Here is a 16,015-nt window from a genome sequence, read left to right as displayed (position 1 = left end):
CGGGTATCGGCCAGCCATGGGGGCGGACTTCCCCAGGCTGGTCCATCCCATGCTGGCGGTCACCGCGCAGCTGCCGGGGGACGAGGCGGCCTGGTGCGCGGAATTCAAGTGGGACGGCCTGCGCTGCGTGGCCTACGGCCGCGGCGACGGGCTGCGCCTGCTCTCGCGCAACGACCGCGACATCACCGGCGGCTATCCGGAGCTGGCGGGCCTGGCGGGCGGGCGGCGGGTGGTGCTGGACGGCGAGATCGTCGCGACCGGCCCCGACGGCCGCCCCGACTTCGGCGCGTTGCAGGCCCGCATGCATGTACGGCTTCCGCAGCCGGATCTGGTGCGGGCCGTTCCGGTGGCCTACTACGCCTTCGACGTGCTGCACCTGGACGGCCGTGACACGCTCGCCCTGCCGTACGCGCGGCGGCGTGAGCTCCTGGAGACGCTGGAGCTGCCGCAGACCTCCCCCGCCTACCCCGGCCAGGCCTCGGCGGTGCTGGAGGCGGCGCGGGCCCGCGGGCTGGAGGGGGTGATCTGCAAGCGGCTCGACTCGCCGTACCTGCCCGGACGGCGCAGCGACCTGTGGCGCAAGACGAAGCTGACGCACATGGTCGACGTGATCGTGGGCGGCTGGAAGCCGGGTGAGGGACGGCGGTCGGGGCTGCCCGGATCGCTGCTGGTGGGCGTGCAGGGGCCGGACGGGCTGCGGTATGCCGGCCATGTGGGCACCGGCTTCACCGACGCGGCGCTGCGCGAGCTGGCCGTACGGCTGGCGCCGCTGGAGCGCGCCTCCAGCCCGTTCGCGGGCCCGCAGCCGCCCGGACCGGCCCACTGGGCGGAGCCGGTGCTGGCCGGGGAGGTGGAGTTCGCCCAGTGGACCCGCGAGGGACTGCTGCGCCATCCGTCGTGGCGCGGCCTGCGCGAGTAGCCCCCAGGTCAGCGGGCCCAGGCGTCGATCTCCGCCAGGATCTCCTTCTTGACCGTGTCGGGCGCGAAGGAGGCGCGCACCGAGGCGCGTGCCAGCTCGGCCAGCACGTCGTCGCCGAAGCCGAAGATCTCGCGCGCCGACGCGTACTCTCCGTTCAGGGCGCACTCGCCGTCGGTGTTGAGCGTGACGTTCAGGCCCGCCTCGATCAGGCGCGGCAGCGGATGCTCGGCCCAGGAGGGTGCCAGCGACAACATCACGTTGGACGACGGGCACACCTCCAGCGGCACGCCGAGCTCGCGCACGCGGGCGACCAGGCCGGGGTCGTCGAGCACGCGGATGCCGTGGCCGAGCCGTTCGGCGTGGCCCACCTCCAGCGCCTCGCGCACGCTGTCGGCGCCGGCGCTCTCGCCCGCGTGGTGCACGAGGTGCAGTCCTTCCGCGCGGGCGCGGTCGAGCTCGCGGGCGAAGGGTGACAGCGGGTGGCTCTCGTCTCCCGCCAGCCCCACCCCCACGACCTGCTCGTAGGCGAGGGCCAGGTCGACGGTGCGGGCCAGGCGGTCGGTGGAGCGACGCCGTGAGTGGTCGAGCAGCACGGCCGTGCGCAGGCCGAAGTCGCGCTCGCCTTCTTCCAGCCCTTCGAGGACGGCTTCGAGCGGCATGCGCGCCTGGCCGGTCCGCTCGCCGTGGGCGGCGGCGGTGAAGGTGACCTCGGCGTAGCGCACACCTTGCGCGGCCTCGTCCTGGCAGAACTCGTAGGCGGCCCGGCGGAAGCGCTCGGGGGTGTTCAGCAGGTCGCGTACGGCCGCCCGCTCGTCGCCGAAGGCGCGGAAGTCGGGGTAGATCGGCACGCCGGAGAAGACGGCGGCGGCCGGAGCGACGCCGCCCCACTCCTCGATGGTGCCGGGGCGCAGCGTGCTCTCCAGATGGGTGTGCAGATGAGCCTTGGGCAGCGCGCGGAGCTCGCGGGGCGTCACCATGTCATGTCGATCTGCCGCTGGAAGTTGACGTAGCCGGCCCGCTCGAAGGCCTTGGCCATCGGCACGTTGCCCACGTCCGTGGCGGCCCTGATGCGCTCGACGCCCGTCTCGGCGAGGGTGCGGGTGCCCTGGGCGAGGATGCCGTTGATGTAGCCGCGCCCGCGGAAGGCGGGCAGCACGCCGATGTAGGCGATGATCGGGTTGTAGGAGTTGCGCGCCGGCACCACGAACCCGACGGGCTCGCCGTCGGCCAGCGCGACCTGCCACCACTCGCGCGGTGTGGTGAAGCGGGCGAACTCACCGTCGAAGTGGTCGGCGGCGGCCTCGGCGGGGGTCATGCGGGTCAGGTTGTCGCGGTCGTGGGCGTCGAGGGTGCCTTCGAGCACCGGGATCATCAGCGACAGCAGCTCGTCGCGGCCTTCGACGGGGCGGAAGGTCAGGCGCGGGTCGAGCGGGGGCAGCTCGGTGCCGGCCCGCCATTCCAGGCGCAGCCGCTCGACGAACAGGGTGCCGCCCAGCCGCTCGACGGCCGCCATGCGCAGCCGTACCGGCTCGGGCGAGGAATGCCAGTCGGCCGGTACGAAACGGCTGTAGTCGGCCTTGCCCACCGTCTCCAGGGCAGCGCTCAGCAGCTCGACGCCCACGTCGAGGTCGTCGAAGTCGAGGATGTCGATCACCTGGGGCTCGCCCGCGCCCCAGTACGCCAGCCGTCCGACGAGCTGCTCGCCCTCGAGCGCCACCCACATCCACTCGGGCTTCCTGCGCCCGTCGGCCAGGTCGTCGGCCAGCTCGTGGTTGAGGACATACGGGATGCGGTTGAAGAGCTCGAGCTCGTCATGGCCGGAAAGGGTACGAATCTTCACTTCGTGGAGCTTAACGGTCCCGGTTCACCTCGGGCCGGGCCAGGTGCTCGGCGGCCAGGTCGTGGTGGTGCCGTCGTGCGGCGGCATCCAGGTGACGCTTCCCGCCTCGAATCCGGCGAAGGCCAGCATGCGCCCGCCCTCGGCGGTCAGCTCGGCCGCGTCGTCGTCGGCGACGGGGTCGAAGGGCAGAATCACCAGGTCGCCGTCCACGAAGTCCCAGATGCCGCCGACGATCCCGTCGACCAGGAAAGTCGGGTAGACCAGCGAGCCGCCGGGGCAGACCCGGCGGCGGGCCTGCTCGCTCATCAGGCGCGAGCGGTCGGCGTGGGCGATCACCAGGTTGTCGAACCACGGCAGGAACCGGGCGGGCGCGGGTGTGCCGGGGTCGGCCACCGGCGCGTCGGGCAGGTCGTACAGCTCGCCGTGGCGGCGCAGCGGCATGGCCTCCATCACCTCGCGCAGCCGGGTCAGCCCCGACCAGGTCTGCACGTCCTTGACGGTGGCCGGGCCGAAGGCGGCCAGGTAGCGCGTGATCAGGCGCTCCACCGGCGGCGCGGACTCCACGGGGCGGCCGATCCACTCCTCGGCCAGGGTGAACGGGGTGGCGCCGCGCCGGTTCCAGGTGCCGTTGGGCGGGGTGTGCACCAGGGGCAGCAGGGCCTGGGCCGACCAGCCGAGCGCGAGCTTGTCGTAGCCGGGGTAGCGCTCCATCAGCAGCGCGGCCAGCTCGGGCCGGGTCAGGGTGCGCCCTTCGAGCAGTTCGCGGGCGTGCTTGGCGAACTGCTCCAGGTCCAGGTCCCGGGTGGCGCGGCCGAAGCTGCCCTGGCGGGCGCGGCTCATCGGCGCCTGCATCAGGGGACGCAGCCACACGTAGTCCTCGGCGGCGCACAGGTGCTGGGTGCCGCGCAGCAGCGAGCTGCGGACGACCTGCCTGCCGTGCAGCAGGCCGGTGAGCGCGTCGAGGGTGAAGGACTCCAGTCGCGACCACAGCCCCAGGTAGGGCGGGTTGGGGTCCTGTCCCTGCAGGGCCACCAGGTGACGGATCGCCTCGTACGGCGACAGGCCGGAGGAGCGGCCGAGCAGCAGCTGGCGCTGGAGGGTGGTGCGGTTCAGCGTCCTGAGGTCCATGACCGCCAAACTAGACCCGATCACGGAAGGATTCGTTCCGCAATTCGTCGAGGGCTTTGCGGAAGTCGTGGGCCAGCTCCCACGGGTCGGGCACCATCCGCCGGTCGGTGACCACCCCGATGTCGACGGAGCCGTTGTAGGAGAAGGCGGTGATGTTGACGCCGCCGCTCACGTCGGTGATCACCGACACCGGGTAGTGGGTCAGCAGCCGCGCCCCGCACACGTACAGCGGGAACTGCGGCCCCGGCACGTTGGAGATCGCCACGTTGATCGGCGGCATCGTCTGCCCGACCAGGCCGAAGGCCGAGCGGGCGGCCAGCCCCATGAGCGCGGCCGGCATCGACTCGGACAACTCCCGAAGCCACGTGGCAGGCGCCAGGGCGAAGCGGTCCTTGATGCGCTGCATCGCCCGCTGCACGTGGCGCAGCCGCTCCAGCGGGTCGTCCAGGTGCACGGCCAGCGGCGCGGTCATGATCGTCACCTGGTTGCCCGGCGCGGTCTGGCCCGCCTCGCGCAGCGAGAACGGCACCCCCGCCACCAGCGGACGCGAGGGCACTCCGCCGTGCGTCTCCAGCCAGCGGCGCAGCGCTCCGGCGCAGATCGCCATGACGACGTCGTTGACCGTCACCTCGAACGCCCGCCGTACCTGCTTGATCTCCTCCAGCGGCAGCGAGACGAACGCGAAGCGGCGGTGGGCGGAGATCTTCCCGCTGAACGGCGTGCGCGGCGCGGGCAGCGGGGGCAGTTGCGGAAGCTCCCCGGACCCGGCCATCCGGCGGGCCAGGCGGGAGACGAGGGTGGTGCCGGGCAGGCGCGACAGCACCGGGATCTCGTCCAGGTGCGGCACCGCGGCGGCGGCGAAGCGCACGGCCTGGGCGGGGTTGGTGGCCATCCTGGTCAGCGCGTTGCCCACCATCGCCAGCTTCGAGGGCACCGGCTCCTCGCGGCCGGCCGGCTCCTGCGGCGGCGGCGCGGGATCGGGGCCGACGTCGAGCAGGGCGGCCAGCACGTCCGCGCCGCCGATGCCGTCCACGGCCGCGTGGTGGATCTTGGTGTAGAGGCCCATGCGGCCGCCGGACAGGCCGTGGATCAGGTAGATCTCCCACAGCGGGCGGCCGCGGTCCAGGCGCCGGGCGTGCAGGCGCGAGACCTGCTCGGCCAGCTGCCGGTCGTCGCCGGGCGGCGGCAGCCCGATCTCGCGCACGTGGTAGTCGAGGTCGAGGTCGTCCTCCTGCTCCCAGTAGGGGTGGTCGAGCCCCCAGGGCACCGGCGCCAGCTTGCGCCGCATCGCCGGGACGTACGGCAGGCGCTGCTCGAGCAGGTCCTGCAGGTCCGAGCGGTTGACGTCGCCCTCCAGAACGGCCAGTCCCGCGATGTTGGCGTGGTTGGTGGCGGTCTCGAAGTGGAGGAACTGCGCGTCCAGTGCCGACAGCTGCGCCATGTCCCGAACAAACCAGACTTGTCCGGCGCCTACAAGGGGCATAACAGCCGCGTGTTCCCCCTAGACGCGGTCCGCGCCGCCTATCCCGCCCTGTCAGACGGCTACGCCTACCTCGACGGCGCCGCCGGAACCCAGACTCCCGTCTCCGTCATCGAGGCCATCTCGGCCGCCTACCGCGCCGGCATCGGCAACGTCGGCGGCGCCTTCCCCGCCAGCCACCGTTCCGGCCGCATCGTCGAGCAGGCCCGCGCCGCCGTGGCCGACCTGGTCGGCGGCAGCGCCGAGGGAGTGGTGTTCGGCCCGAACATGACCACGCTCACCTACAGGTTGGCCGCCGCCCTGCGGCTGGGGCCGGACGACGAGATCGTGCTGTCGCGCCTGGACCACGACGCCAACGTGCGGCCCTGGGTGCAGACCGGCGCCACGGTGCGGTGGGCGGAGGTCGACCCGGTCACCGGCGAGCTGCCGGTCGAGCAGTACCGCGAGCTCGTCGGGCCGCGCACCCGGCTGGTGGCGGTGACGGCGGCCAGCAACGTGCTGGGCACCAGGCCGGAGGTGGCCGAGATCGCGGCGATCGCCCGGCGGGCGGGCGCGCTGGTGTTCGTCGACGGCGTGCACGCCACCCCGCACGGGCCGGTCGACATGGCCGAGCTGGGGGCCGACTTCTACGTGACCAGCGCCTACAAGTGGTCGGGGCCGCACATCGGGGCGCTGGTGGCCGATCCGGGGCTGCTGGCGACGATCTTCCCCGACAAGCTGACGCCGGCGCCCGACACGGTGCCCGACCGTTTCGAGACGGGCACCGCCGCCTTCGCCGACCTGGCCGGGGTGACCGCGGCGGTGGAGCACCTGGCGGGGCTGGCGTGGATGGGCGCGGATGACGCGGAGGGTGCGGCGGGGCCGGTGGGGCCGGTGGGCACCCCCGAGCCCACCGGCCCCAGCGGCCCCTCCCGGCGCCGGCGCCTGCTGGCGTCCATGGCCGCCGCCGAGGCGCACGAGCTGGAGCTGTTCGCCGAGCTGGTCGACGGGCTGGCCGCGATGCCCCACGTCACCCTGTACGGCAAGCCCGCCCGCCGTACGGCCACCGCCTACTTCACCGTCTCCGGCCTGTCCCCGCGCGAGGTCGCGGAGCAGCTGGCGCGGCGCCGCGTCAACGTCTGGTCGGGCCACAACTACGCCTGGGAGCTGACCGGTGCGCTCGGCGTGCGCGACGGCGGCGGCGCCGTACGTGCCGGTCTGGTCCACTACAACAGCCGCGACGACGTCCAGCGCCTGCTCGACGGGGTGGCCGAACTCAGATCCAGCCCTCCAGCGAGGCCATGAACCCGGCGAAGTCGTCGCGGTGGATGCAGTGCCCGGCCCCCTTCACGGTGCGCACCTCGAAGCCCAGTCCGGCCAGCTCGACGGCGTCCTGCGGGGTGACGGTGAAGCTGGGATCGGCCAGCTGCACCAGCGAGGGCACGACGAGCGGCGGGGTGTGGTCGGCTGCCACGCCGTCCACGACCCCGCCGAAGAAGTCGAGGTCGAACAGGGCGAATCCGGCCAGTTCCGCCTCGATGTCGGCGTCGGACCAGCGCGGGTTCATCGTGCGCACCGACTCGGCGGTGGCGGTGATGACCATCTTGCGCATGAAGGCCGTCGCCTCGGCGGGCACGTTGCCCAGTTTGAAGCCGGGGTCGGAGTAGATCGCCTTCTTCGGCCGCAGCTTGTCGACCGCCAGCCCGAGCGAGAGCCCGCCGAGCGAGTGGCCGATGGCGACGTCGGCGCCGGTCGGCAGGTTCTCGGCCAGGTCGGCGCCGAGCGCCTCGGGGCTGTAGCCGCCGCGCGGGCTGAGCCCGTGCCCGCGCAGGTCGGGGGCGATGACGCGGTAGCCGCGGGCGATGAGCTCGTCCTCCACCGCGTGCCAGGTGCGGTGGTCGCTCATCCCGCCGTGGATGAGCAGGGCGAGCCTGTCGCCGTCGCCGCGCTCGTGGATGTTCAGCTGCACAGGGGGCCTCCGAGAGGATCGTTTATACGTATAACCTAGCCGTATTCTGGCATGATCGGGAGAGTGAGTGAGCTAGCGCTGCAGGTGGAACCGGTCCGTGATCCGTACCACGTCTATCTCGACTCCCTCACCAGCCCCGAGTCGCGCCGCACCATGCAGGGCTGCCTCGACCGCATCGCCCGCCTGATCAGCGGCGAGCAGGCCGTCACCGGCAGCGGCCTGCCCTGGCACCTGCTGCGCTACGAGCACACCGTGCGCATCCGCACCCTGCTGACCGAGCAGGGCTGGTCGGCCGCCTACGTCAACAAGCACCTGGTGGCGCTGCGCCGGGTGCTGAAGGAGGCCTGGCGGCTGGGGCAGCTGACCGCCGAGGAGCACGCCCGCGCCACCGACCTGGCTCCCGTACGGCAGAGCCGCCTGCCCACCGGCCACCACGTCCCGCCCGAGGTGGTCGGGGCGGCGCTGGCCGAGTGCGACGCCACGCCCGCCGGGGTGCGCGACGCGGCGCTCATCGCGGTCCTGTACTCCACCGGCTGCCGCCGCGCCGAGATCGCCGGGCTCACCCTGGCCGACTACGACAGCGCCGGGCGCAGCCTGCGCGTGCGCGGCAAGCGCGACAAGCAGCGCATGGTGTACCTGACGCGGGAGGCGATCGGCCTGGTCGAGCGGTGGATCGCGGTGCGCGGCGACGCGCCGGGGCCGCTGTTCTCCCCCTTCACCAAGACCGGCGGCCTGCGCCCGCGCCCGCTCAGCGGGCAGGGCATCGCCGACATCCTCACCCGGCGGCTGGGCGAGGCGGGCGCGCCGCGGCGCACCGCCCACGACTTCCGCCGCACCTTCATCGGCGAGCTCCTGGACGCGGGGGTGGACCTGGCCACCGCGCAGGCGCTGGTCGGGCACTCCTCTCCGGCCACGACCGCCCGCTACGACCGCCGGCCCGAGCGCACGCGCCGCGAAGCCGTCGACCGCCTGCGCCTGCCCGAGGCCCGCCCCCTGGCGTGAGCACGGAGATCAACTTGACCTTGCCGTAGCGTCAACGTTTTTCATGGAAGCATGCGGATCGGAGAACTGGCCGCCCTGGCCGGCGTGACCACGCGGGCCGTGCGCCACTACCACCAGCTCGGCCTGCTGCCCGAGCCCCGGCGCCGGGCCAACGGCTATCGCGTGTACGGCCTGCGCGACGCGGTCGAGCTGGCCAGGATCAGGCGCCTGAGCGAGCTGGGCCTGTCGCTGGAGGAGGTGCGCGACGTGCTGGCCGACGACTACGGCCGGGAGTTGCGCGAGGTGCTGGGCGAGCTCGACGCCGACCTGGCCCGCCAGGAGGCCGACCTGCGGCGCCGCCGCCAGCGGCTGGCTGCCCTCATGGCGCAGCGGGACCTGCACCCCGACGACCCGGTCTCGCCGGAGATGGCGGCGCTGTTCACCCGCATCCCGGCCCAGGCCCAGGGCCTGCTGGCCAAGGAGCGCCAGTGGCTGGCGATGCTCGACACCGCCGCCAGCCCGCAGGTCAAGGACGAGATCGTCGCGATGCTCGGCCCGATGGCCGACGATCCCGCCTTCGTCCAGCGGGTCGCCGACGTCTACGCCGCCATGGACGAGGTGAGCGACCCCGACGACCCGAGGGTGGCGCGGGTGGCGCGCGAGCTGCTGGACCTGTTCCCGGCGGGCGTGCTGCCGGGCGACGGCCAGGAGATGCTCGACAGCCCCTTCGGCGCGGCCTTCCTGGCCGACCTGACCCCCGGCCAGGCCGCCATCGTCCGCCACGCCTTCCAGCTGCTCGGAGAAAGGGACACCCGGTGATCGGCAGGCTGTTCATGCACGAGCTGAGGGCGGCCACGAGCCTGTACTTCTGGGCGCGCGGGCTCAAGCACGGCGCCGGGCCGGGCGTGACACCCTTCGGCTACTTCCGCGGCCAGTCCTCCACGCTGCTGGTGTGGCTGTTCGCCATGACGCTGGAGGGCGTCGCCCTCTACTTCCTCATCCCCTGGCCGTGGCTGCACCAGGCCATGGTGGTCCTCCACGTGTACTCCGTCGTCCTCATCCTCGGCGTCATCGCCGCCTGCCAGACCCGCACCCACCTGGTCGGCGACGGCGAGCTGCGCATCCGCTACGGCGCCGCCTTCGACCTGCGCATCCCCCTGCACCTGGTGGAGAGCGCCCGCACCGACGCCAAGATCCACGACGGCGGCGTGGTCAAGCTTGCCGACGACCGCCTGGATGTGGTCGTCTCCTCGCAGACGAACGTCACCATCCGCCTCAGCGAGCCGGTGACGGTCACCCGGCCGCTCGGCAGGACCGGCACCGCCAGCCTCATCCGGGTGCACGCCGACGATCCGAAAAGTTTCGTGCGAGCGTTGTCGATTCCCGAGCCGCCCGCGCGTCATGGTGCCAAGGAGGTTTCGACATGAAATACGTGTTGCTCGTCGTCGGCGACGAGAAGCCCTGGCAGAACGCGAGTCAGGCCGAGCGCGAGGCCGTCTACGCCGAGTGGGGCGCCTACAGCGCCATGCTCGACCAGCGCGGGGCCGCGCGCGGCGGCAACGAGCTGGCCCTGTCGCACACGGCGACCACCATCCGCAACGGCATCGTCACCGACGGGCCCTACGCCGAGACGGCCGAGCAGATCACCGGGTACATGCTGGTGGAGGCCAAGGACGACGCCGAGGCGCTGGAGTTCGCCAAGGCCCAGCCGGGCGACGTGGAGATCAGGCCCGTGATGGAGTACCCCTCCGAGCCGCCCGCCCAGACGCCGCAGGGCCTGAAGTACGCCCTGCTGCTCTACGGCGACCAGTCGGTGTGGCAGAACGCCACGCCCGAGCAGATGGAGGCCTCGGCCCAGGCGCACTGGAAGTTCACCGAGATGCTGCGCGAGCGCGGCGCCTACATCTCCGGCGAAGCCCTGCACGACACCGGCACCGCGCGCACGGTGCGCAAGAAGGAGGGCGGCGAGGTCCTGGTCACCGACGGGCCCTTCGCCGAGACCGCCGAGCAGATGGGCGGCTACTACGAGATCGCCGCCAAGGATCTCGACGAGGCGATCGAGCTGGCCAAAGCGGTGCCGGAGCCCATCGTCGAGGTGCGGCCGGTGGTGGAGTACACGGGATGAACCCGGTCGAGCAGGCGTACCGCGAGCACTGGGCACGCCTGCTCGCCCTGCTCACCTCCGAGCTGCGTGACCTGGACCTGGCCGAGGAGGCGCTGCAGGAGGCCTACGCCGCCGCGGTGAGCGCCTGGCCGCCGGTGCCGTCCAACCCGCCGGCGTGGCTGCTGACCGCGGCCCGCCGGCGCGCCTTCGACAGGCTGCGCCGTACGGCGGTGGCGGCCCGCAAGCTGCCGCTGCTGGTCGTCGACGAGCCCGAGCTGCACGAGGTTCCCGACGACCGGCTGCGGCTGATCTTCACCTGCTGCCACCCGGCCCTGTCGATGGAGGCCAGGGTGGCGCTGACGCTGCGCTGCGTGGCGGGCCTGCCCACGCCGCGCATCGCCGCCATGTTCCTGGTCGGCGAGGCGACCATGGCCGCGCGGCTGACGCGCGCCAAGAAGAAGATCGGCCAGGCGGGCATCCCCTACCGGGTGCCCTCCGGCCCCGAACTGGCCGAACGGCGCGACGGGGTCCTGGCGGTCATCTACCTGATCTTCACCGAGGGCTACAAGAACCTGGCGGGCGAACCGGCCGAGGAGGCCATCGCGCTGGCCCGCATGCTGGCCGAACTGATGCCGGCCGACACCGAGGTGCTGGCGCTGCTGGCGCTGATGATGCTGCATCATTCCCGCCGCGACGCCCGCACCGACGCCGCCGGCCGCCTGGTCACCCTCGCCGAGCAGGACCGCACCCGCTGGCACCAGGAGGAGATCCGCCAGGCCCTGGCCGTCCTCGTCCCGGGCGCGCCGGGCGTCTACCTGCTGCAGGCGGCCATCGCCGCCGAGCACGCCATCGCCGCCCGGGCGCAGGACACCGACTGGCGCGAGATCGCCGAGCTGTACGGGGTGCTGGAGCACCTGACGGGGTCGGGGATCGTGCGGCTCAACCGCGCGGTGGCCGTCGCCGAGGCCGACGGGCCCGCCGAGGGGCTGCGGCTGCTGGAGGGGCTGGAGCTGCCCGGCTACCACCTGCTGCCCGCCACCCGGGCCGAGCTGCTGCGGAGGCTGGGCCGATTCGAAGCGGCCATGGAGGCCTACCGGGAGGCGATCGCGCAGGTGGGGACGTCGCTGGAACGTGAGTTCCTCATCACGCGAGCGCAATCTTTGGGTCAGGTGGAATAGCAACCCCCGGTTGTCCGTTAGCCCCCACGTTTATGACGCTAGGACGTTGCGGCGGTTGGCGGTGGAGACCACGAGTCGCCGCAGCAAGGCGAGCTGACTCGCTGTGGGTGGTGGTGCGAGGCCCAACTGAGACCGTGCACACCGGCCCGGTGGCTGACCTGTACGGCCGAGTGATGGAGGCGCTGCGGGAGCACGCCGTCGTCGGCGAGGACGCCAGGGAGCTGATCGTCTCGGCTGCGCACGAGCTGCCCAGGTAGCGCCTCCAGCAAGTTGACGCAAGTCTCCTCTCAGCAGGAGGATAGCGTTAGATATCTAACGCTATCCCTTGAGAGGCGTCACCGTGAACTCCCCGCAGCTCGACGACATCCGCCAGGAGCCCGACCTCATCACCCGAGCACGGCTGCTGTTCGAGTACCGCGACGCCCTCATGGCCCAGGATGACGAAGTCGGCGAGCTGCTCCGGCAGACACTCATCCAGGCGCGCAAGATCTACAAGGTGGATCTGATCGCCAACCGCACCGGCCGCACCCGCGGCCGCATCTCGCAGATCACCGTCGGCGCACCCCGGCCCCCGTCCGCCAGAACGAGCCCGCCGGCCGACATCCGCGTCGAGCGCCAGCTCCCCACGGCCATCAACTCGAACACCGGCCTGAGCCTGGTCTATCTCGGCCTCGAAACGGCCCGCGACCGGATCGCCGCCGCGCTGCGCCTGGAGGAAGGCGGCCAGGTCCTCGCCCGCCGACAGATGCAGCGCGCCAACGGCGTTCCGGTCCAGCTCATCACCTCCTTCCTCCCCGCCGACTTCGACGCCACCCGCGCGGCGAAGCCAGGCTTCGAGCTGGCGGCCCTGCACGGCTACCTCGTCGAGCTCGGTCACGAGTTCGGTCACGCCGACGAAGAAATGATCATGCGGCCGACCACGCCGATCGAGGCGCACACGCTCGACACCGAACCAGGCGAGTGGGTCGCGCACATCATCCGCACCAGCTACTCCACCGAAGGCGAGCCGATGCACGCGCTGGAGACCATCTGTCCCGGTTCGCGCACGATCTTCCACATCGGGCAGACGGCCCCGGCCGACCGGTTCTGATCCGTTCGCCTGCGCCATACGGCTTGCCGTACCGGCCGCCGATGCCGCACTGTGTCTGCTACGTGGCTAGTGGCAGAAGACGGGCATCGCCTGGTACGGCTGAGCCGAATCGCCGACATCGAGGTGGTCCCGGACGGCGACCCCAACGACCTGGCACGCATCCACCCGTCGCGCCGACTGACGATGTCGAGACGCGCCACCATCATGGTCAGCACCGGCGAAGGCTGGGTGCGCGTGCTCACGTGCCCTGGCCAGGACGCGCGTCAGGCGTGGATCGAGCTGTCGAAGCTGGTCGCGGAGCCGCCCGGAAGCCAGTTCGGGTCGTACGTGCACGCCGCGACGTGGAGTCGCGGCGAGAAGCCACGCGTGATCTGGAAGGTCGCAGCCAAGGTGCCGGAGCCGGAGTGGGCGGCTGCCTAAGCGGCGGCGAACTGCCCGACCTGGCTATCCGCTCCGGAAGGTGCCCCCTGCCTCAAGGTAGGTATGCGAGTGATCACGATTTCGATTCAGAATTCGCCGTTCAGTGCCGGAGCGGAGGATGCTGTGGCCAGACGTCCCTTACACGAGGGGATTGCCGTCGAAAAGATCGCCCAAGAGTTCAGTCTTAGGAATGACAACCTCATCTGGGCTGCCTTGGACTACATCGGCGTGAAGGCCCTGACGAAAAGATGTGTTCTCGATGAAGAGATGGTGGCCGAGTTCAGAGCAGAGTTGACCGCACGGATCGCCGGCTTGCCCCGCCCGCCGCTCCCGCCTCTGTCCGAGGAGGAAATGCGCGGACACGGAGCGCCGGGGCCCAAGATCACCACTTGGGCCTGGCGCGTGCCTCGCGGGGTTGCGGCGGCGTGGGCTGAGCGCCGTAAGGCCGAGGAGGTCGAGTTCCAACGGGAGCGATCCGAAAATGCTCTACGTCTGGAAGGAGAGATCCTTCAGAAATGGGAGCGCCTGGTGCGGCGGCAGCCTCGATCTCGACGCGACCGTCTCGCCTGGCTATGCGAGGTGACCGGGATGGAGCGTTTTCAAGTGGCCTTCGCCAAGAGTGTCCGTGACTGGATCGCCCATCCGCCGTCCCGCCAGCTCAGCCTTGGCGTCCTCGAGGAGGCACGAAGAGTCCTCATCGAAATGGAGCGGAAACTCTCCGGCCGAGGCTAGCCGGAGCCGTGGCCACTACATCCCGATTTGACACGATCGCCGAACCCTCTGCGACCGCGCTCCGCTTGGGCCAGGGGAGATGTTCGAGAAGAGGAGGCCGACCTGCGGTGGGACCGGAACGCCGTAATGCCCTTCCACGCCATGCGAGCAGGCCCGGCAAGAGTTTTCGCCAGCGACGAGTTCCGGGCGCTGTCCGGCGCGGAGCAGACGCGACTTCTTGAGGCGCTCTGCCAGCATTGACCCCTTGATCGTGAGGCGGCGCGATTCTGCAGGAGTGCCCCCCGCATGCGGGTTGACCCGCAGAAAGGGTCCCCGTTCGGCGCTTCCACGCAGCCACACTCCAGGGAGCACATCCCCATGGCTCGACCCATCGAACTTCTACGGGCCGGACGACGAAACACATGCCCGGGATGTCACAACTGTGCGTGCTGGATCGTCCTTGTGGCATGTATGTCGCCATTACGCTGCTGACGGCTGCGGTCGTCGGCATGGCCGCCGTCGCCAATCTCGCCCGGCACCCCTACGGGCGGGCGCAGGCCGAAAGGCAAGGTGTTCCGGTCTCCTGGCAGGTCCCGCTCGGGTTCGTGCTCGGGGCCGGGGCCCTCGGGCTGCTGGTGGGGCTGGCCGTGCCAGTACTCGGGACGGTGGCCGCCGCCTGCCTCGTCGCCTATTTCGTGGTTGCGTTCGTCCCTGAGGTGCGGGCGCGCCCCCTGCGGATCGGCCCGTGGGCCGTGTACTTCGTGCTGGCCGTGGCCTCGCTCGTCACGAGCCTGACCGCGCGGTGAACCAACTCCGAGCAGGGATCACGCAATCGCGTTTACCTGGTGACAGCTTCCTTAGCGACAGGCTTTCTACCGCCGATCCCCGAGACCGTGGCCATCGTCACCGGCACCTCGAACGGCTGGGACCACGGCCCGGACCACCACGGCATCGACACGGCGACGAGCTGGTGGTGCGAGGCCGCCTACCGGCCCCGCCACAACGATGCGATGGCGGAGGTTCACGCCCCTGGGCTTCCTCGCCAGGGTGTGGTCACGGTGTTCCTTCCTGCTGACGGCCTCGACGACACCGAATCGACCGGCAGCTACGCGATCGACGTGACCCCCATGCTGATGCGGCTGCGGGCTGACTGCGGCGAGCGGGAGGCGTGGGGCTCGCTCAAGGAGCTGCTGTCGTCCAGCGGGCCGATGAGCTCGACGTCGCAGCGGGCCTGGTTGCGGGTCCGGGAGTGGCTGGATGAGGCCGAGACGGCGGTCGGGTCACGTGCCGAGCCTCACGCTTTGACGTGGTCTGTCGCAGCATCGGCCGCCATGGTGATCATGGATAACACGGGCGGATGGGCCAGCCGCCGAAACCACACCGGCGGCTGGTAGAACGCGAAAAGCCCTGCTCGCCTCCCGAAGGAGACGAGCGGGGCTTCGTCGTGAGGTTCTGGGCGCCTCAGCGTGAGTAGTCCGCGCGGCGCGGCTCAGACTGCTCCGCGTTCGGGACCGCGTACACGCCGATCGCCGTCAGCACGGCCAGCACGGGTGTTGATGATCTCGGTTCGGGGTGTAGACGTCGTCCGTCACGGCCGACACCGCCACCACCGCCGCGGCGTACGTGCCCGCCACGACCGTCTTCGCGAACTTACCGATCTTCATGACTGCCTCCAGACATGCGAAAGGCCAGCCACCTCGGGCTGGCCATCATGGGAAGAGCGGGTGCCGCCAGAACACGGCGGAGATCAGCCGCTCAGAGCGCTGCGGCTCACACCCTAGGAGTCCCCGACATCGGCGGGGAACTACGACCTGCTCGGAGGACCTGTGCGGCTCAGCGTCGCCGGGAGTGCCAAGGCCGCAGCGGTCAGCAGTGCGTACGCGGGCAACGGGTGCAGATCTCTGTGCTGCGGATACAGCAGCGGCCTGCCTATTCGCAGATACACGTATGTCGCAACTGCGATCAACACAATCCCCGCCGGGACGGTGAGGAGCAGCGGGCGTACCCGGAGAACAGCGAAACCGATCGAGCAAACTAGGACGACAGCGATCACCGCCGCCGCGAAGCCGACAACCGGCCCCGTCCCGATGCAGAGGGCCCCAACTCCCTGGCACTCACGGCGGCCAGCGGCCACCGCCCAGTCATAGTCCAGTGAGATCCCCGCACCGAGAAGCCCACCTAAGATCGCCGCACCAGCTGCGCGCTTCACGGTGATC

18 protein-coding genes are annotated in these 16,015 nt (G+C 71.2%); 12 read left to right on the top strand and 6 right to left on the bottom strand.

What is annotated here, in order from left to right; genetic code table 11:
* Positions 1-16: 16 nt before the first annotated feature.
* Positions 17-919 carry a non-homologous end-joining DNA ligase gene (gene ligD, locus HNR30_RS38840; RefSeq protein ID WP_246380027.1) on the top strand — a complete coding sequence of 301 codons (903 nt, stop codon included), beginning with the start codon at positions 17-19 and terminating at the stop codon, positions 917-919.
* An 8-nt stretch (positions 920-927) separates the two neighbouring features.
* Here ligD and add read toward each other — a convergent pair whose 3' ends face one another.
* Genes add through HNR30_RS38820 form a run of 4 tightly spaced genes read right to left on the bottom strand, consistent with a single transcriptional unit; the run spans position 928 to position 5,328 of the window.
* Positions 928-1,896: an adenosine deaminase gene (add, locus tag HNR30_RS38835; RefSeq protein WP_181615115.1), complete on the bottom strand. Its 969-nt coding sequence runs from the start codon at positions 1,894-1,896 to the stop codon at positions 928-930.
* Positions 1,890-2,759: a GNAT family N-acetyltransferase gene (locus HNR30_RS38830; RefSeq protein ID WP_312894959.1), complete on the bottom strand. Its 870-nt coding sequence runs from the start codon at positions 2,757-2,759 to the stop codon at positions 1,890-1,892. Before HNR30_RS38830 ends, add begins: the two co-directional genes overlap by 7 nt.
* 24 nt (positions 2,760-2,783) lie before the next feature.
* Positions 2,784-3,887 carry a winged helix DNA-binding domain-containing protein gene (locus HNR30_RS38825; RefSeq protein WP_181615114.1) on the bottom strand — a complete coding sequence of 368 codons (1,104 nt, stop codon included), beginning with the start codon at positions 3,885-3,887 and terminating at the stop codon, positions 2,784-2,786.
* Positions 3,888-3,897: 10 nt separating this feature from the next.
* Positions 3,898-5,328, bottom strand: a complete 1,431-nt coding sequence (locus HNR30_RS38820) for a WS/DGAT/MGAT family O-acyltransferase (protein WP_181615113.1) — start codon at positions 5,326-5,328, stop codon at positions 3,898-3,900.
* 51 nt (positions 5,329-5,379) lie between these two features.
* On the opposite strand from HNR30_RS38820, the gene HNR30_RS38815 reads away from it, so the two are divergent.
* Positions 5,380-6,651 (top strand): cysteine desulfurase-like protein, encoded by a 1,272-nt coding sequence (locus tag HNR30_RS38815; RefSeq protein WP_181615112.1) that lies wholly within the window; start codon positions 5,380-5,382, stop codon positions 6,649-6,651.
* Here the strand turns inward: HNR30_RS38815 and HNR30_RS38810 are convergent.
* Entirely contained in the window at positions 6,623-7,315 is a 693-nt protein-coding gene (locus tag HNR30_RS38810; protein ID WP_181615111.1) for an alpha/beta fold hydrolase, read from the bottom strand. The two genes, HNR30_RS38815 and HNR30_RS38810, sit on opposite strands and share 29 nt — an antisense overlap.
* Positions 7,316-7,378: 63 nt before the next feature.
* Here HNR30_RS38810 and HNR30_RS38805 point away from each other — a divergent pair, with 63 nt between their 5' ends.
* From HNR30_RS38805 to HNR30_RS38760, 10 genes are all read left to right on the top strand, one after another.
* Positions 7,379-8,317 (top strand): tyrosine-type recombinase/integrase, encoded by a 939-nt coding sequence (locus HNR30_RS38805; protein WP_312894958.1) that lies wholly within the window; start codon positions 7,379-7,381, stop codon positions 8,315-8,317.
* Between the two features lie 51 nt (positions 8,318-8,368).
* Positions 8,369-9,115, top strand: coding sequence for a MerR family transcriptional regulator (locus tag HNR30_RS38800; RefSeq protein ID WP_181615109.1), 747 nt, complete (start codon positions 8,369-8,371; stop codon positions 9,113-9,115).
* Positions 9,112-9,723, top strand: a complete 612-nt coding sequence (locus HNR30_RS38795; RefSeq protein ID WP_181615108.1) for a hypothetical protein — start codon at positions 9,112-9,114, stop codon at positions 9,721-9,723. The genes HNR30_RS38800 and HNR30_RS38795 overlap by 4 nt, the downstream gene beginning before the upstream one ends.
* Positions 9,720-10,421 carry a YciI family protein gene (locus tag HNR30_RS38790; protein ID WP_181615107.1) on the top strand — a complete coding sequence of 234 codons (702 nt, stop codon included), beginning with the start codon at positions 9,720-9,722 and terminating at the stop codon, positions 10,419-10,421. Before HNR30_RS38795 ends, HNR30_RS38790 begins: the two co-directional genes overlap by 4 nt.
* Positions 10,418-11,578, top strand: a complete 1,161-nt coding sequence (locus tag HNR30_RS38785; RefSeq protein WP_181615106.1) for an RNA polymerase sigma factor — start codon at positions 10,418-10,420, stop codon at positions 11,576-11,578. Before HNR30_RS38790 ends, HNR30_RS38785 begins: the two co-directional genes overlap by 4 nt.
* 340 nt (positions 11,579-11,918) lie before the next feature.
* A complete protein-coding gene (locus HNR30_RS38780) occupies positions 11,919-12,668 on the top strand; it encodes a UTRA domain-containing protein (RefSeq protein ID WP_312894957.1) in 750 nt (249 codons plus the stop codon).
* Between the two features lie 69 nt (positions 12,669-12,737).
* Entirely contained in the window at positions 12,738-13,088 is a 351-nt protein-coding gene (locus HNR30_RS38775; protein ID WP_181615105.1) for a hypothetical protein, read from the top strand.
* Positions 13,089-13,157: 69 nt separating this feature from the next.
* Complete coding sequence (locus HNR30_RS38770) at positions 13,158-13,820, top strand: hypothetical protein (RefSeq protein WP_181615104.1); 663 nt, start codon at positions 13,158-13,160, stop codon at positions 13,818-13,820.
* A gap of 446 nt (positions 13,821-14,266) precedes the next feature.
* On the top strand, positions 14,267-14,605 hold the full coding sequence (locus tag HNR30_RS38765) for a DoxX family protein (protein ID WP_181615103.1): 339 nt from the start codon (positions 14,267-14,269) through the stop codon (positions 14,603-14,605).
* Positions 14,606-14,692: 87 nt separating this feature from the next.
* Positions 14,693-15,193 (top strand): hypothetical protein, encoded by a 501-nt coding sequence (locus HNR30_RS38760; protein ID WP_181615102.1) that lies wholly within the window; start codon positions 14,693-14,695, stop codon positions 15,191-15,193.
* 138 nt (positions 15,194-15,331) lie between these two features.
* On the opposite strand, the gene HNR30_RS49690 is transcribed toward HNR30_RS38760, so the two are convergent.
* The gene (locus tag HNR30_RS49690; RefSeq protein ID WP_281389927.1) at positions 15,332-15,463 is read right to left on the bottom strand and encodes a hypothetical protein; all 132 of its coding nucleotides are present in this window, start codon (positions 15,461-15,463) and stop codon (positions 15,332-15,334) included.
* Between the last annotated feature and the right edge of the window lie 552 nt (positions 15,464-16,015).

The sequence above is a fragment of the Nonomuraea soli genome, from assembly GCF_013761175.1.
Lineage (GTDB): Bacteria > Actinomycetota > Actinomycetes > Streptosporangiales > Streptosporangiaceae > Nonomuraea > Nonomuraea soli.
The sequence above is the reverse complement of the archived record's forward strand: the minus strand, read 5'-3'. Positions and strand labels throughout refer to the sequence as shown.

Bases quoted from the DNA above. Each gene is read 5' to 3' on its own strand.
- HNR30_RS38800 (WP_181615109.1), top strand. From the start codon at position 8,369: ATGCGGATCGGAGAACTGGCCGCCCTGGCCGGCGTGACCACGCGGGCC.
- HNR30_RS38790 (WP_181615107.1), top strand. From the start codon at position 9,720: ATGAAATACGTGTTGCTCGTCGTCGGCGACGAGAAGCCCTGGCAGAAC.
- HNR30_RS38820 (WP_181615113.1), bottom strand. From the start codon at position 5,328: ATGGCGCAGCTGTCGGCACTGGACGCGCAGTTCCTCCACTTCGAGACC.
- ligD (WP_246380027.1), top strand. From the start codon at position 17: ATGGGGGCGGACTTCCCCAGGCTGGTCCATCCCATGCTGGCGGTCACC.
- HNR30_RS49690 (WP_281389927.1), bottom strand. From the start codon at position 15,463: ATGAAGATCGGTAAGTTCGCGAAGACGGTCGTGGCGGGCACGTACGCC.
- HNR30_RS38765 (WP_181615103.1), top strand. From the start codon at position 14,267: ATGTATGTCGCCATTACGCTGCTGACGGCTGCGGTCGTCGGCATGGCC.
- HNR30_RS38825 (WP_181615114.1), bottom strand. From the start codon at position 3,887: ATGGACCTCAGGACGCTGAACCGCACCACCCTCCAGCGCCAGCTGCTG.
- HNR30_RS38785 (WP_181615106.1), top strand. From the start codon at position 10,418: ATGAACCCGGTCGAGCAGGCGTACCGCGAGCACTGGGCACGCCTGCTC.
- add (WP_181615115.1), bottom strand. From the start codon at position 1,896: ATGGTGACGCCCCGCGAGCTCCGCGCGCTGCCCAAGGCTCATCTGCAC.